This window comes from Desulfomarina sp. (assembly GCF_054039375.1).
This window is the reverse complement of the sequence record NZ_JBPLBA010000068.1, coordinates 34808-49526: the sequence shown is the minus strand read 5'-3', so window position 1 is coordinate 49526 and position 14719 is coordinate 34808. Positions and strand designations below refer to the sequence as shown.

Here is a 14719-nt window from a genome sequence, read left to right as displayed (position 1 = left end):
GTGAGCCTGGGGATTGGGCCTGTTTTATCAGGCGTATTTCAAAAATCACATTAGACTGATTATAAAATGATCTGGACTGACACTTTTTCATTTGAATTCCTTATCAATTGAGATTTCCAGTGATTTTTGCAGGCTCTTCTTCGCTATAGCCAACCCCAACCTATGCGGACAAAAGAGACCGTGGAAAGCTGGGGTGCCTGTGAGCAATTACGATTTACGCTTCAAACAAGTACACTCTGGCCGTGATGGGGTACGACAACATTGAAATTTTCTTTCCTGAGAAACTCAGCAAAAGCCAGTGACTGCTCTTCTTCACCATGAACCAGAGCAATCTTTCTGATGCGCAGGTTGGAGTCCTTCAGTACACGAAGCAGTTCATTCCTGTCCCCATGGGCACTGAACCCACCAAGGGTTACCACATGGGCGTTAAGAGGATATTCTTTGTTGTAAAAGCGAACCATCGGCGCCTTTCCCTGACGGCCCGAGGCCTCGAACTCTTCTCCCTTTCTCTGGAGATGGCGACCGAAAGTATTTTCACCCATATAACCGACGATGAGTACTGTATTGCGATGATCATGAATCTTGTACCTGAGATGGTGCAGAATACGCCCTCCCTCACACATTCCGGAGCCTGCCAGAACAATATGTGACCGATTGTCCCGGTTCAGGGCCATCGATTCCTCCACAGTCTGCACGAATTTCAACTGCTCAAAACTGAAGGGATTGATACCGCGCTCAAGAAAGACCTGGTGGGTTTCCTTGTCGAAGGTCTCCGGATGTTCTCCGAAAACATGGGTAATATGAGTTGCCAGGGGACTGTCCACATAAACAGGCATGGGTGGCACTTCCTTTTTCAGGTAGAGCTCATGGAGAAAATAGATCAGCTCCTGGGTGCGACCGTAAGAAAAACTGGGAATAATAACCGAACCCCCTCGAGCAAATGTTTCCCTGAGCACCTCTTTTAAAAGAGGTTTCATGTTAATCACCGGGTCATGAAGCCTGTCACCATAGGTGGATTCCATGATCATCAGGTCAATATCGCGGTGTTCCTCGGCGAACTCGAGCGTCGGGTCCTCGATAATCGGTTTATCGAAACGGCCGAGATCCCCACTGTATAAAACCGTTTTAGTGGATGAACTGTTTTTATACTGCAGTACTGACATGGCGGAGCCGAGAATATGCCCGGCCTCATAAAAGGTGCAGGTCAGGTCTTTTCCTACAGTGACAGTATCCTGGTAGGGAACACCGTTAAAGTAATCCAGAGCTTCTTCGGCCTCTTCCATGGTGTAAATCGGTTCAATGATCTCCAGTTGATGTTTTCTGAGAAGTGCTTCTATAGCATCCGTCTTCAACCTGTGTCCGCCGGACTTCAACAATGACCTGATCTCTTTGAGCTCCTCCTTCGATACTTTTTTTCTGCCGTTTCCTGTTTTCAGTTTCCCAAGAAAATGCTTGGCGGTTTTATAGTTGAGATACGAGGCATCACCTTCCTGAATCTTCGCGGAATCTTTCAGCAGATACTCGCAGGCATGGGCGGTTGCCCTGGTACAGAAGATCCTGCCGTTAAATCCGTCACTGGTCAACAGGGGCAGACGACCCGAATGATCAATATGAGCATGGGACAGCACGGCATTGGTCAATACTTTCGGATTGACAGGCAGGACCCTGTTCTTGATTTCCGCTTCTTTTCTTTTTCCCTGAAACATACCGCAATCCAGGAGAATCGTATCACTCTCCGTTGTCAGCGTGTGAAACGATCCAGTGACTTCCCGTGTAGCTCCATAAAATGAAACGTGCATATCTGCTCCTTTTTTCTTTTCTCCTGAACCCCAAATGGATTCAGGTTTCGGGTCCAGCCTTGTTTTCCTGCCCCTGTAAATCATTTTTAATCACGTACAAAACCCGGCAGGCAACCTGGCTGAGTTTCATGGATCATCGGGAAATCATTTAATCAGAGGCAATAAAACACAGAGTTATTATCCCTGTGAACAGTCACCTGTCAGGCAGTCCACACAGATCCTGTGGGTATGCGGTGCACAATGTCCGCAGACGGTAAATGCCGAATGCAGAAGATCCAGTCCTCTTTTCATGCAGACAGATCTCACTTTGTCAAAGGACTGCTCCAGGGCATCAAGATGCTGCATATCGTAAAAATGAAGAGTTCCTCCCGGCTTCAAGGCCCCCAGAGCCGTATGCAGGAATCTTTCTCCACCTGTTGGATGCACCATGACCAGTCTGTCGAAACGACGGGAAAACGAAGGCACAATATCCTCAACATCTCCATTGATCAGTTTTATACTATTCTCCTTTTTATTCAACTTTACATTTATTTCAGCATAACGATGGGCAACCGGATTTTTTTCCACTGCCACAATTTCTCCGGCCCGGCTGTACCTGGAAATCATCAATGGATACGGCGCAATTCCGGAAAAAAGCACCAGCACCTCCTCTCCCGGGCGGACAAGAGAGGCAATACGGTGCCGCTCACCTCCACTTCTGATGGAAAAATAGACCTGTTCGATATTCAGACGAAGCCGGATGCCAAACTCGATGACTTCCGTTTCCAGACGATTCTCCCCTCCGATAATTTTCACCGGCAGGGTCCGAAATTCTCCACCGTAATGGGCGACACGTCTGGCCACTACTCTGATTCTTCTGTTATCGGCAAGTATTGCTTCCGCAATTTCCTTTTCCCTGGCCTCAAGGACTTCCGGTATAATTACAATGGCGATGTCTCCCACGAGATCATATCCACCCACAAGCTGCCGCAATTCTTCCGGCGAAAACCGACCCGCCAGCAGTTGTTTCAGTCTCCGGCCCATCTCTCTTTCACTCCCTTCAACCCCTTCCGAGCATGCCATTGACCGCCAACAGGCAATTGTGCGATGCGGTCAAAGTAGTCGGCCGACATGCCAGAACAGGGAAAAACCAGACAGGACAAGTCAGCACACAACACAAGAAATGCACAATCAGCATATTTTGCCCATGTCTGCGCACCGTTTTTTACAGAACTACAAAAAGATAGCTTTCACTGCTTCATTCACATCACACACATATAGAGGTTGATTTAATGATGACTTTGTGCTTACTTACCATAGAAAATTTATCGAAACACAATTTTTTTTACCTATATAATTCAATGGTTTTTCACTGCGGAGGGAAAAATGTTTAAAATTGTGAAACGAGAGGAAATGTCAAAGGGTACAGTGATCCTCAACGAGATAGAGGCACCACTTATAGCCAAAAAGGCAAAACCCGGTCAGTTTGTCATTCTCAAGGCCAATGAAGAGGGAGAACGAATCCCGCTGACAATGGCTGAAACTGATCCGGAAAAAGGAACCATCACCATTATTTATATGGTAGTTGGCAAATCGACAGCCCTGTTCAAGGAACTCCAGGTCGGAGACAGCTACCAGGATGTAATCGGTCCTCTCGGCAAAGCCACCCATCTTGAAAAAGTCGGCAAGGTGATCTGTGTCGGCGGCGGAACCGGTGTGGCCGTCCTCCACCCCATCACCCGTGGCCTCAAAGAAATCGGTAATGATGTCACCTGTATCATCGGAGCCCGAACCAAAGACCTGCTGATCATCGAAGACCAGATGCGAGCCGCCTCCCACGACCTCCGGGTCTGTACCGATGACGGCTCCTACGGCCATCACGGTTTTGTCACCGATGTCATGAAAGAAATCCTTGACGAAGGTGATGTCAAACTGGTTGTGGCTATTGGTCCCGTACCGATGATGAAAGCTGTTTCAAATATCACGAAAGAATACAACGTGGAAACCCTTGTCAGTCTGAACCCCATCATGGTTGACGGCACCGGAATGTGCGGCGGCTGCCGAGTGACCATTGGTGGCGAAACAAAATTTGCCTGCGTAGACGGCCCTGAATTTGACGGACACAAAGTAGATTACGACGAACTCATGCTCCGGCTGAATGCCTACAAGGAAGAAGAGCAGAAATGCCATCAGGATTACTGCACGATTCGTGATGCCAAATAGGGCAAAACTCGTTTTTATCAGTGTTGAACCGGATTTTTTGTTTTTCCAGTGAAACTGGCAGGATATCAACAAAACTCCGGCAGACTCTTTTATGATTTCTAAAACGTGGATACGATTTCTACGGAGGATATTATGGCGGAAAAAGCAGCAAAAAAAACAAAAACCCCCAGAGTGGCAATGCCCGAGCAGGAACCCAAGGTAAGGGCGCGAAATTTCCTTGAAGTACCCACCGGCTACACCATGAAAATGGCCCAGGAAGAAGCCTCACGGTGCCTGCAGTGCAGAAAGCCGGGCTGTGTTGAAGGTTGCCCGGTCGGTGTTGATATCCCTGGTTTTATCGACCTTATCGCCCAGGGTGACATGACCGGTGCCATCCGCAATCTCTGGACCAAAAACGCCCTTCCTGCGGTATGCGGTCGCGTCTGTCCCCAGGAAATTCAATGTGAAGGAAAATGCATTGTCGGCCGCAAGGGTGAACCTGTTGCCATCGGCAATCTTGAACGCTTCTGTGCTGATTATGAAAGAGAACACGGCACGGGAGAATTGCCCCCCAGAGCAGAACCAACCGGCAAAAAAGTAGCCGTTGTCGGTGCCGGGCCTTCCGGCCTGACGGTTGCGGGCGACCTGATTACCAAAGGTCATGATGTAACAATTTTCGAGGCCTTTCATAAACCCGGCGGAGTTCTTGTCTACGGGATTCCCGAATTCAGACTGCCGAAGGACATTGTTGCCCAGGAAGTTCATTTTCTCGAAAGACAGGGCGTCAAAGTTGAATGCAATGCCGTGGTCGGCAGAACTGTCTCTCTGGACGAGCTCTTCGAGCAGGGATTTGATGCCATTTATGTCGGCGTTGGTGCCGGCCTGCCACGCTTCATGAATATCCCCGGTGAGAATCTTGTGGGTATCCTCTCGGCCAACGAGTACCTGACCCGGGCCAACCTGATGAAGGCATATAAATATCCCGAAGTAGACACCCCCATTCCAAAAGGCAAGAATGTTGTTGTCCTCGGAGCCGGCAATGTCGCCATGGACTCCGCCAGAACCGCCATGCGGCTGGGCGCCGACAGTGTTAAAATTGTCTATCGTCGCTCCCGGGATGAAATGCCCGCCAGAAAAGCTGAAATCCATCATGCCGAGGAAGAGGGTATTGAGCTTTTTCTCCTCACCAACCCGACAAAATATCTCGGAGATGAAAACGGCCGCCTGGTGGGTATGGAATGCCTGCGCATGGAGCTCGGCGAACCTGATGAATCCGGCAGACGCCGCCCCGTTGCCGTAGTCGGTTCCGAATTCACAGTTGACTGCGACCTCTGTATTGTTGCCGTCGGCTCAGGTGCCAATCCGCTGCTGACCAGCGAAACTCCCGATATGAAACTGAACAAGTGGGGTAATGTGGTCACTGATCCGTCCACCGGTAAAACCACCAAGAAGGCAGTCTGGGCAGGAGGGGACATCGTCACCGGTGCCGCCACTGTCATCCTGGCAATGGGTGCCGGCAGAGATGCCGCCAACTCAATCCATGATTACCTGACGCTTGGCTGGTAACCTTCTGTTTGTCAGTTGTGGGTGTCTTGAAAAATTAGATTTTTCGCTCAAAATCAAGGAACAGGACAGAAAAGTGTTGCACCTGAAGGGCAGGATTCAGGTTGCATACCATCCAGGTGTCAGCATTTTCCTGTGACAACAGAAATCGGGCTAAAAGAAAATTTTCTGGCGCACAAACAAGCCTGCTGGTGTCTGCACCGGCAGGCTTGTTTCTTTTTCCCCCTAAATCCGGCGTGTCAACAAATGAAAAATGCTAAAACAGTAGATTCAGACATACTCTTTACCATAGAAAACAAGATTGGACTGCTCACCCTTAACCGACCGGAAAAACTCAATGCCATCCGCCTCCGGACGTACAGTGATATTATCCATGGACTGAAAAGTGCCGATGATTCCAGCGAGTGCAGGTGCATTATCATTACAGGGGCCGGAGGAAAATTTACTGCCGGAAATGACCTCTCCGATCTCATCGGTGACAGAGCCGAAAAGGTTATGGAGGCAGTCCAGGCTCTTTTTGATACCGTGACCACCCTGAAAAAACCATTAATTGCTGCCGTTGAAGGTGTAGCAGTAGGTATCGGAACAACCTTGCTTCTCCATTGTGACCTTGCTGTCGCTTCAACGGATACTCGCTTCCGCCTTCCCTTTGCAAACCTTGGTGTCTGCCCCGAGGGTGGATCTTCTGCACTTCTACCGGAATCTGCAGGGATAAAGGCCGCAAATGAACTGCTCCTGACAGGCAGGTTTTTCTCAGCGGATGAAGCTTTGAAATATGGACTGATCAACGCCATAACACAAAAAGGAGATTCTTTAGCAAAGGCTATGGAATATGCCCGATCCATTGCAGAACAACCTCCGGCGGCCATCCTTGCCACAAAATCCATTTTACGCAGACACCAGTCGCCTGACATTTCCCGAATCGTACATGACGAACTTGAACTTTTTCTGCAACTGGCCCTCTCCGAAGAAACCCAGGCACGAATTAAAAAATACCAGTGACCGGTCTCGACAAAACTGTCTTTTACAGCAATGGGCAAAAGGCCGTGGCCGACCGCCCTTATAACTTTATTTGAACTTTATATTCAAACAAATGAATACCTGTTCATTATCGTATATCTTGCTGAAATAACGATATTTAAGACAGAGCTTAATAACAGAAATCAACGAATTCCACACCATTTGATGGTGCAGGCAACACCTATGCGCCCAATCGCCCATGTGCATGTTGTGCATTTTATTCTCAGCTTTAAATTCCGGAAAAAACCGCAATTCCGGATTGAGAAAACATAACCTGTTATAATCAAGAAGTTAATGATAGTGAAAACCATAATACTGCCCTATACCCGAACACAAAAAAACCCGAAGAAGGGAAGAAATTGAAAAAATACTGGGCACAAAAAGCACAGCGGCCAAGCCGGATTCGCACAATATAATTCAAAAATGCAGACCGTAACCTACCGACAGGGCAGGAAAAATATTTTCTTGACACAGAATAATACTGCCTGTTAATGAATGAGTGTTCATTTTTTGAGTGCGGCTCACGGGATTTTTCAAAATACACTTGTCTATCAGGCTTCCCGGCTTGGGGAGTAAATTTTTTATACACCGGCAGGAGAAAAACAGATGTCAACTGAACTTGTTCTTTCGGCAACAGCTCTGATCGGGATAGCCGTTCTTGTCCCTGTCATGATGGTCCTCACGGCAGTACTTGGACCCCGTTCCAAAGGAAAAGTAAAAAACGAAGCCTACGAAAGCGGTATCGGATCCATGATTGGCGGAGCCGATCAGAAGTTCAGCGTCAAATTCTACCTGCTGGCAATTCTCTTTTTGATCTTCGATATTGAAGCGGTATTTATGTATCCATGGGCTGTATCCGTCCGGGAACTCGGGTGGTTCGGTTTTACTGAAATGGTTGTCTTCATGCTGCTTCTGCTAACCGGACTCATCTATATCTTAAAGAAAGGGGTGCTCAATTGGCGTTAGGATTGGAAGCAAATCTCGGCGACACGGTTATCACGACCAGGCTTGACGAAATAGTCAACTGGGGCAGGCAGTATTCCCTGTGGCCATTCGTGTTTGGAACAGCCTGCTGTGCCATTGAATTCATGAGTGCGGCGGCAAGCCAGCATGACATCTCCAGATATGGTGCGGAGGTCGTCAGGTTCTCGCCCCGGCAGGCGGATCTCATGCTTGTCTGCGGAACCATCAGCTATAAACAGGCTCCGATTCTGAAAAGAATCTACGAACAGATTGCCGAACCCAAATGGGTCATGGCCATTGGTGCCTGTGCAAGTTCCGGCGGCATATATGACAATTACTGCACCGTCCAGGGAATTGATACGGTGATTCCAGTTGACGTTTATATCTCCGGCTGCCCGCCACGACCTGAAGCGATTCTGGATGGGTTGATGAAAATCCAGGACCAGATTAAAGGCGAAAGTGTATTAAAAGACCGCCATAAAGACTTTAAAGGGATTCTCGACTGATATGAGTGCGACGGCGTTAGAAAAATTTCAAGCCGCATTTCCGGACGCGACCTGCAAAGTTGTTCTGGATACTGTGGTGATTGACGTGGAGCCGGACAGGCTGGAAAGCACGCTTTCCACACTGAAGACTGATCCCGCATTGAACTGTGGCCTCCTTCTTGATGTTACCGGAATTGATTATAAAGACTATCCTGAACCGACCCGGACACGCTTTGCCGTAGTCTACACCCTGCGAAACTGGCAGGACAATTTTCTTGTTCAGGTGCGCTGTCCGGTGGAAGACCCGGAAAAGGGAGTCGCTTCCGCAACCCATCTCTGGGGTTCTGCAAACTGGGGAGAACGGGAAACCTGGGATCAATATGGTATTACTTTCCAGAATCACCCGGACCTGAGGCGCATTCTCAATCACTGGCAGTTCAAGGGTCATCCTCTGCGCAAGGATTATGACATAGAAAAAGGCCAGATCTGTACGGACAGTGATCGTTTGGAAAAAGAAATCAGGGCAAGACTTGCTGAAAACGGTATTGAAGAGTCCACCATGCAGGACATCAATACCGAAATCATGTTTCTGAACCTCGGTCCATCCCACCCCGCCACCCACGGCGCCATCCGGATTCTCACCGCGCTGGATGGAGAAACGGTCATGGCCAATGTCAACGAAATCGGCTATCTGCACAGGGGTTTTGAAAAAACCGCAGAAAACCGCACCTACAACCAGATAGTCCCCCTCACTGACAGGCTGAACTACTGTTCCTCCATGATGAACAATATCGCCTATGTCAAAGCGGTTGAATCGTGGCTCGGAGTTGAGATTACTGAACGTGCTCAGTTCATGCGCGTAGTCCTGACTGAATTTTACAGGGTCCTGGATCATCTGGTGTGCATTGCCGCAAACCTGGTTGATATGGGTGGACTGACCAACTACTGGTACCTCTATAATGAAAAAGAAGCAGCCTATGATTTCATCAGCCGCCTCACCGGTGCCAGACTGACCAGTTCCTTTACCCGCATAGGCGGTATGTACCGGGATTTTTATGAAGGATGGGAAACCGACCTGGAACTCCAGCTGCGCGATATTGAAAAGGGTATCGGAGATTCGCTTTCCCTGATAGAAACCAACCGGATTGTCCATGACAGGACACAGGACGTATGTATACTGCCGGCTGAAACAGCCCTTTCCTACGGTTTTACCGGCCCGACCCTGAGGGCAAGCGGAGTTCCCTTTGACCTGAGAAAGGACGCGCCGTATTACAACTACGAATCGTTCGACTTCGAAGTTCCCGTGGGCAGCAAAGGGGATATCTACGACCGGGTAATGATCCGTTTCGAGGAAATGTTCCAGAGTATCAGTATTATCCGCCAGGCAATGAAGTCCATCCCCGATGGTCCTGTCTTCATCAAGGATTCCCGGGTTGTTCTTCCGCCCAAAGAGGCTGTCTACAGCAATATTGAAGGACTGGCCAATCATTTCAAACTGATTTTCGAGGGTGTCAGGACACCAGCTGGAGAATGGTACGATTCCTTTGAGGCGGCAAATGGAGAACTGGGGTTTCATTTTGTCTCCGACGGTTCAGGCCAACCTTATAAACTGAAGGTTCGCCCTCCCTGTTTTTATATCATGGGAGGATTCCATAAAATGATCGAAGGGAACATGATTGCCGATGCAGTTATCAACCTGGGAAGCATCAATATTATCGGCGGGGAGTTGGACAGATGAGTGACCGTTCGCAACTGATATCTACAGGAAAACCATTCCAGTTCGACAAAGAGAGAGATGCCGAATTCGAGCGTCTCATCAAACGCTACCCGACAAGGGAATCCTTGATCCTTCCAGCCCTCTGGCTGACCCAGGAGCAGGAAGGCTGGATCAGCGCTGAGGCCATAGCTTATATTGCCGACAGGATCGGCACCTTTGCCAGCAGGGTCTTTGAATGTGCAACGTTTTACACCATGTATCACCTTCAGCCCATGGGCAAATATCATATCTGCGTCTGCCGGACATTATCCTGCTGGCTGCGGGACAAGCAGGCGATAGTCGATTACCTCAGGGATGAAATTGGTATCGAGCCGGGTCAGATAAGTGAGGACGGCAGGTTCAGCCTTGAAGAAGTTGAGTGTCTGGGCCACTGCGGCACGGCTCCCGTGGTTCAAATCAACGGCGAATTCCATGAAGAGATGGATGTGGACAAACTGAAAGCACTGCTGGCCGGGCTGGATTGAAGCCATAAAGAAGAATGAGAATCACCCATCCGACATCATCAGCATCATGCGGGATATGATTTTCAGATACAATGTGAGCGAACAGATATGGAAGTAAAAATACTCAGTGCCAAGTTCGATATGGAGGACGCCAACAGGCTTGAAGTGGCAAAGCAGCATGGCGCCTATGCTACCCTTGACAAACTCTTCTCCATGAAACCGGAAGATGTTATAGCCGAGGTGAGAGACAGCGGACTCCGGGGGCGTGGTGGAGCAGGGTTTCCCGCCGGGGTAAAATGGGGCTTTCTTCCAAAGGATACAGGCAAACCCGTCTACCTGGCTGTCAACTCCGATGAATCGGAACCGGCAACCTTCAAGGACCGATATATTCTGGTCCGCGACCCTCATATGCTGATTGAAGGCATTATCATCTGCAGTTACGCCATAGGCTCCCACGACACCTATATTTATATCCGTGGAGAATACACCAGTCAGGTCAAGGTACTCCAGGCGGCCATTGACGAGGCCTATGAGGCGGGCTATCTCGGCGACAAGGTCGCCGGTCATGATTTCAAGCTTAATGTCACCGTCCACCGAGGTGCCGGTGCCTATGTCTGCGGTGAAGAAACGGCACTCCTCGAATCCATTGAGGGAAAAAAAGGCCAGCCACGCTCCAAACCGCCTTTCCCTGCGGTTGCCGGACTGTACGACTGCCCGACCATCATTAATAATGTGCAGAGTATAGCTTCACTGCCGTTCATTATTGAAAACGGGGCTGACGCCTATAAGAAATACGGCACGGAAAAAAGCCCCGGCACTCATCTTTTCGGCATCTCCGGACATGTGGAAAAACCAGGCATGTACGAGCTTCCTCTTGGGTTACCGCTTCTGGAGGTTATCGACAAGGTGGCCGGCGGAGTCTGGAAGGGTCGGAAACTCAAGGGTGTCATTCCCGGGGGAAGCTCCACCCCGGTACTCACCCCCGAAGAGGCAAAAACTGTAACCCTGGACTATGAATCGATGGCCGAACATAAAACAATGTTCGGCTCCGGTGGCATCGTCGTCCTTGATGAAACCGTAGACATGGTCAAACTCGTGCAGAACCTGATCTATTTTTACCACCATGAATCCTGCGGACAGTGTACTCCCTGCCGTGAAGGGCTGGGATGGATGCTGAAAATCATCAATAAGATCGTTGCCGGAAAAGGACAGCTTTCCGACGTAGAGCTGCTCCGGGAACTTTGTGACAATATCGAAATGAAGACTGTTTGTGTCCTGTCGGCCGCCTGCACCATGCCTGTTCGCAGCTACCTTGACAAATTCAGACACGAATTCGAGGCCTGTGTTGCCGGATAAACCGGCATGGCCGGACTCTATGGCCCAGCCACAAAAACCAATGAAAATCCCGACTGCGGCAATCTGACCTGCAGCCGCTGATTTTCAGATAAACCGGCATGACCGGACTCTATGGCCCGGTCACAAAAAACCAATGAAAATCTCGACTGCGGCAACACAACCATCAGCCGAGGATTTTCAGATAAAATTGATCAAAACAGGAAACAGAACAGCAAGAGAGTTAACACGCCGGCGGGAAATGCGGGTTTACCGCACTCCCAAGGTGAACGATTATCAGGAAATACCCCATGGCTGAAACAATTAAGCTTTTTGTGAATGGATGTGAAGTCGAAGTTGAGGCAGGCAAGAACCTGATAGACGCCATTGGTGCTGTCGGTATCGAAATCCCTCACCTCTGTTACCATCCAGCACTTGGTGCCGACGGAAACTGCCGTATGTGCCTTGTCGGTATAGAAGACGGCAGACCGCCCCTTGTACCGGCATGCAAGACACCGGCGCAGGAAGGAATGAAAGTGCTCCTTGATGCTGAGCATATTAAGAAAATACAGAAAGATGTGCTGGAACTGGAACTGATAAACCATCCAACTGACTGCCCCATCTGTGACCAGGCCGGAGAATGCTCCCTGCAGGATTATTACATGACCTACGGCAGGGAAGAAAGTCGGATGAATGTTCCCCAGGTCAAAAAAGCCAAGAAGCTGGATTTCGGTTGCGGTGTCGTCCACGATCAGGAACGCTGTGTGGTCTGCGGCCGATGTGTTCGGTTCTGCCGCCAGATCACCAAGACCGGAGAGCTCGGAATAGTAAACCGCACTGATGCCGCCCGGGTCACGATCTTTCCCGGCCGACCTCTTGATAACAGATATGCCCTCAATGTCGTGGATCTCTGCCCCGTGGGTGCCATGACCAGTGCCGATTTCCGATTCAAACAACGGGTCTGGTTTCTGAAGAAAAACAGAAGCATCTGCCATGGCTGCGCCAGAGGCTGCAATATTACCGTCGACCATAACCGGGAAAAAGATCGCGACGATATGATCTATCGTTTTCGTCCCCTCCTGAATGAGCAGGTCAATGGTTATTTCATGTGCGACGAAGGGAGACTCAGCTATCACGGGGAAAATGAAAACAGGATGGGACAGGCAAGGCTGAGCCGCAGTCCTCTCTCCTTTGATGACGCTGTCACCGCCACTCTCAGGGAAATGGAAAAACATGACGATATTCTTTTCCTGCTTTCTCCGGACAGTACACTTGAGCAGATGATGGCCATCAAATCCTTTGGAGAAAAAATCGGCGCAACCCTCTCGGGATTCAGTGATGGATATATCAAAAAGGGTGACGGTGACGATTATCTCATCCGGGATGATAAATCCTCCAACCGGAGAGGTCTTGAACTCCTGGGAATTGACAGTTCCAGGGAGGCTTTTGAAACAGCCCTGAAGAAAGCTGATCTGCTCCTGAATTTCAACAATGATCTGCTCCTCACTTACAGTGAGACAGAATTGAAAAAACTGTTGAAAGATACCCGCGTTATCGGGTTCTCCAGCCATGAAAGCGGCTGGTGTCGACAGGCAAACCTGCTGCTTCCCGTTGCCTCTTTCACCGAGTACGGCGGCAGTATCATCAACTGCGACTGGATTCTGCAATCCTTTGAAAAAGCCGTCAGCAAAAACAGAGAACCAGTGGAAACCGGTCAACTGGTTTCCCTCCTGGGAGGGCCCCTTGCCGATGAAAGTCAACTGTGGGAAGAATTGAAAAAAACCAGCGACCTGTTAAAAAACGTTGACCCAGACAATATCCCGTCCGCGGGATTGAAATTAACCGATAGTGAGGCTGACAATGTCCCGGCTTGATATTCTACTGATTGCCATACGAGTTGCCTTCGGGGCGTTTATTCCGCTCTGTTTCATTGCCGTCTGCGTCTGGATGGAACGCAGAGGTGCCGGCTTCTTCCAGGACCGGGCCGGCCCGAACCGTGCCAATATTTTCGGATTCAGGGCTGCAGGACTGGTACAGAATCTCGCGGACGCGGCTAAACTCATCTTCAAGGAAGATGTGATTTCCGGTCATATCAAACACAAGTTCTATTTTGTCCTGGCGCCGCTCATCGTATTTTTTACCGCGGTGGTTTCCTTTGCTGTGGTACCTTTTGCCGACACCCTGGTGCTTAACGGCAAAAGCTATATCATGCAGGCCATTCCCGTTGATCTTGGTATTCTCTGGTTCCTGGCCCTGGCCGGATTCAGTGTCTACGGCATTATCCTCGCGGGCTGGTCCTCCACCAACAAATACGGTGTTCTCGGTGGACTCCGCTCGGCTGCCCAGGTCATCAGCTACGAAATCCCCATGGGTCTGGCCATTGTCAGTCTGCTGGTAGTATACGGCACGGTCAATCTCAACGAGATGGCCCGTTTTCAGGGACAGCTCCTTTTCGGTTTTATCCCGATGTGGGGTGTTGTCCTTCAGCCCCTGGGGTTCATAATTTTCCTGGTTGCCGCCTTTGCAGAAACCAACCGGACACCATTTGATCTGGCCGAAGGTGAAAGTGAAATTGTAGCTGGATTCCACGTGGAATACAGCGCCATGAAATTTGCCGTATTCTTCATGGGGGAATATGTGGCCCTCTTTGCCTCAAGTGCGATAATCGTCACTCTCTATTTCGGTGGATACCAGGTACCCTTTCTCGCCACTGAGACTCTGGTCAGTTTTGCAAAGCCCGTGGCCTTTCTTCTCATGATCATTCTCCCCGTCGTGATGTATTACTTCGCTGGTTGGATCAGAAGAAGCAATATCAGCCACTACCCCCGGGAAAATGACCCCCGGGTTTATGAAGCCAATGTGTACATCAAATGCTTCTGGGGACTGGTGATCATCCTGGAACTGGCACTGCTCGCAATACTGCTCCTCAAATCAGGGGGCGATGCAGCCCACGTTTTTGTGACCCTGCTGCAGGTTACAACCTTTCTTCTGAAAGTTACGATGATGATCTTTGTGTATATCTGGGTTCGCTGGACCCTGCCCCGTTTTCGCTATGATCAATTACAGAAACTGGGATGGCAGGTGCTCCTTCCACTGGCACTTCTGAACATCTTCATTACAAGCGCGTTTGTCGTTGCGCTCAGCTAAAGGAGGCTT

13 protein-coding genes are annotated in these 14719 nt (G+C 49.6%); 11 read left to right on the top strand and 2 right to left on the bottom strand.

Annotated elements, in window-relative coordinates; all coding sequences use genetic code 11:
* Nucleotides 1–221: 221 nt before the first annotated feature.
* Together ACXLDX_RS03925 and ACXLDX_RS03920 are read right to left on the bottom strand one after the other, a co-directional pair.
* Nucleotides 222–1799, bottom strand: a complete 1578-nt coding sequence (locus tag ACXLDX_RS03925) for an MBL fold metallo-hydrolase RNA specificity domain-containing protein (RefSeq protein WP_457575884.1) — start codon at nucleotides 1797–1799, stop codon at nucleotides 222–224.
* Between the two features lie 177 nt (nucleotides 1800–1976).
* Nucleotides 1977–2861 (bottom strand): class I SAM-dependent methyltransferase, encoded by an 885-nt coding sequence (locus ACXLDX_RS03920; RefSeq protein WP_457575883.1) that lies wholly within the window; start codon nucleotides 2859–2861, stop codon nucleotides 1977–1979.
* Nucleotides 2862–3164: 303 nt separating this feature from the next.
* On the opposite strand from ACXLDX_RS03920, the gene ACXLDX_RS03915 reads away from it, so the two are divergent.
* The 11 genes from ACXLDX_RS03915 (at nucleotide 3165) to ACXLDX_RS03865 (ending at nucleotide 14710) form a co-directional block, all read left to right on the top strand.
* Nucleotides 3165–4001 carry a sulfide/dihydroorotate dehydrogenase-like FAD/NAD-binding protein gene (locus ACXLDX_RS03915; protein WP_457575882.1) on the top strand — a complete coding sequence of 279 codons (837 nt, stop codon included), beginning with the start codon at nucleotides 3165–3167 and terminating at the stop codon, nucleotides 3999–4001.
* Between the two features lie 132 nt (nucleotides 4002–4133).
* Complete coding sequence (gene gltA / locus ACXLDX_RS03910; protein WP_457575881.1) at nucleotides 4134–5546, top strand: NADPH-dependent glutamate synthase; 1413 nt, start codon at nucleotides 4134–4136, stop codon at nucleotides 5544–5546.
* Between the two features lie 243 nt (nucleotides 5547–5789).
* Entirely contained in the window at nucleotides 5790–6545 is a 756-nt protein-coding gene (locus tag ACXLDX_RS03905) for an enoyl-CoA hydratase/isomerase family protein (RefSeq protein WP_457575880.1), read from the top strand.
* A gap of 624 nt (nucleotides 6546–7169) precedes the next feature.
* Nucleotides 7170–7529: an NADH-quinone oxidoreductase subunit A gene (gene ndhC, locus ACXLDX_RS03900; RefSeq protein ID WP_228854913.1), complete on the top strand. Its 360-nt coding sequence runs from the start codon at nucleotides 7170–7172 to the stop codon at nucleotides 7527–7529.
* On the top strand, nucleotides 7520–8032 hold the full coding sequence (locus tag ACXLDX_RS03895) for an NADH-quinone oxidoreductase subunit B (RefSeq protein WP_457575879.1): 513 nt from the start codon (nucleotides 7520–7522) through the stop codon (nucleotides 8030–8032). The genes ndhC and ACXLDX_RS03895 overlap by 10 nt, the downstream gene beginning before the upstream one ends.
* Nucleotide 8033: 1 nt before the next feature.
* On the top strand, nucleotides 8034–9749 hold the full coding sequence (locus tag ACXLDX_RS03890; RefSeq protein WP_457575878.1) for an NADH-quinone oxidoreductase subunit D: 1716 nt from the start codon (nucleotides 8034–8036) through the stop codon (nucleotides 9747–9749).
* Nucleotides 9746–10252 carry an NADH-quinone oxidoreductase subunit NuoE family protein gene (locus ACXLDX_RS03885; RefSeq protein ID WP_457575877.1) on the top strand — a complete coding sequence of 169 codons (507 nt, stop codon included), beginning with the start codon at nucleotides 9746–9748 and terminating at the stop codon, nucleotides 10250–10252. The genes ACXLDX_RS03890 and ACXLDX_RS03885 overlap by 4 nt, the downstream gene beginning before the upstream one ends.
* A gap of 87 nt (nucleotides 10253–10339) precedes the next feature.
* Nucleotides 10340–11587 carry an NADH-quinone oxidoreductase subunit NuoF gene (gene nuoF / locus ACXLDX_RS03880; RefSeq protein WP_457575876.1) on the top strand — a complete coding sequence of 416 codons (1248 nt, stop codon included), beginning with the start codon at nucleotides 10340–10342 and terminating at the stop codon, nucleotides 11585–11587.
* Nucleotides 11588–11720: 133 nt separating this feature from the next.
* Entirely contained in the window at nucleotides 11721–11882 is a 162-nt protein-coding gene (locus ACXLDX_RS03875; protein WP_457575875.1) for a hypothetical protein, read from the top strand.
* Nucleotides 11875–13437, top strand: coding sequence for an NADH-quinone oxidoreductase subunit G (locus ACXLDX_RS03870; protein ID WP_457575874.1), 1563 nt, complete (start codon nucleotides 11875–11877; stop codon nucleotides 13435–13437). The genes ACXLDX_RS03875 and ACXLDX_RS03870 overlap by 8 nt, the downstream gene beginning before the upstream one ends.
* Nucleotides 13424–14710 (top strand): complex I subunit 1/NuoH family protein, encoded by a 1287-nt coding sequence (locus tag ACXLDX_RS03865; RefSeq protein WP_457575873.1) that lies wholly within the window; start codon nucleotides 13424–13426, stop codon nucleotides 14708–14710. Before ACXLDX_RS03870 ends, ACXLDX_RS03865 begins: the two co-directional genes overlap by 14 nt.
* The last annotated feature ends 9 nt before the right edge of the window (nucleotides 14711–14719 follow it).

Excerpts from the sequence above, each read along its gene's own strand:
- ACXLDX_RS03905 (WP_457575880.1), top strand. The coding sequence starts at position 5,790 with ATGAAAAATGCTAAAACAGTAGATTCAGACATACTCTTTACCATAGAA.
- ndhC (WP_228854913.1), top strand. The coding sequence starts at position 7,170 with ATGTCAACTGAACTTGTTCTTTCGGCAACAGCTCTGATCGGGATAGCC.
- ACXLDX_RS03915 (WP_457575882.1), top strand. The coding sequence starts at position 3,165 with ATGTTTAAAATTGTGAAACGAGAGGAAATGTCAAAGGGTACAGTGATC.
- ACXLDX_RS03890 (WP_457575878.1), top strand. The coding sequence starts at position 8,034 with ATGAGTGCGACGGCGTTAGAAAAATTTCAAGCCGCATTTCCGGACGCG.
- ACXLDX_RS03870 (WP_457575874.1), top strand. The coding sequence starts at position 11,875 with ATGGCTGAAACAATTAAGCTTTTTGTGAATGGATGTGAAGTCGAAGTT.
- ACXLDX_RS03920 (WP_457575883.1), bottom strand. The coding sequence starts at position 2,861 with ATGGCATGCTCGGAAGGGGTTGAAGGGAGTGAAAGAGAGATGGGCCGG.
- gltA (WP_457575881.1), top strand. The coding sequence starts at position 4,134 with ATGGCGGAAAAAGCAGCAAAAAAAACAAAAACCCCCAGAGTGGCAATG.
- ACXLDX_RS03925 (WP_457575884.1), bottom strand. The coding sequence starts at position 1,799 with ATGCACGTTTCATTTTATGGAGCTACACGGGAAGTCACTGGATCGTTT.
- nuoF (WP_457575876.1), top strand. The coding sequence starts at position 10,340 with ATGGAAGTAAAAATACTCAGTGCCAAGTTCGATATGGAGGACGCCAAC.
- ACXLDX_RS03885 (WP_457575877.1), top strand. The coding sequence starts at position 9,746 with ATGAGTGACCGTTCGCAACTGATATCTACAGGAAAACCATTCCAGTTC.
- ACXLDX_RS03875 (WP_457575875.1), top strand. The coding sequence starts at position 11,721 with ATGAAAATCTCGACTGCGGCAACACAACCATCAGCCGAGGATTTTCAG.
- ACXLDX_RS03865 (WP_457575873.1), top strand. The coding sequence starts at position 13,424 with ATGTCCCGGCTTGATATTCTACTGATTGCCATACGAGTTGCCTTCGGG.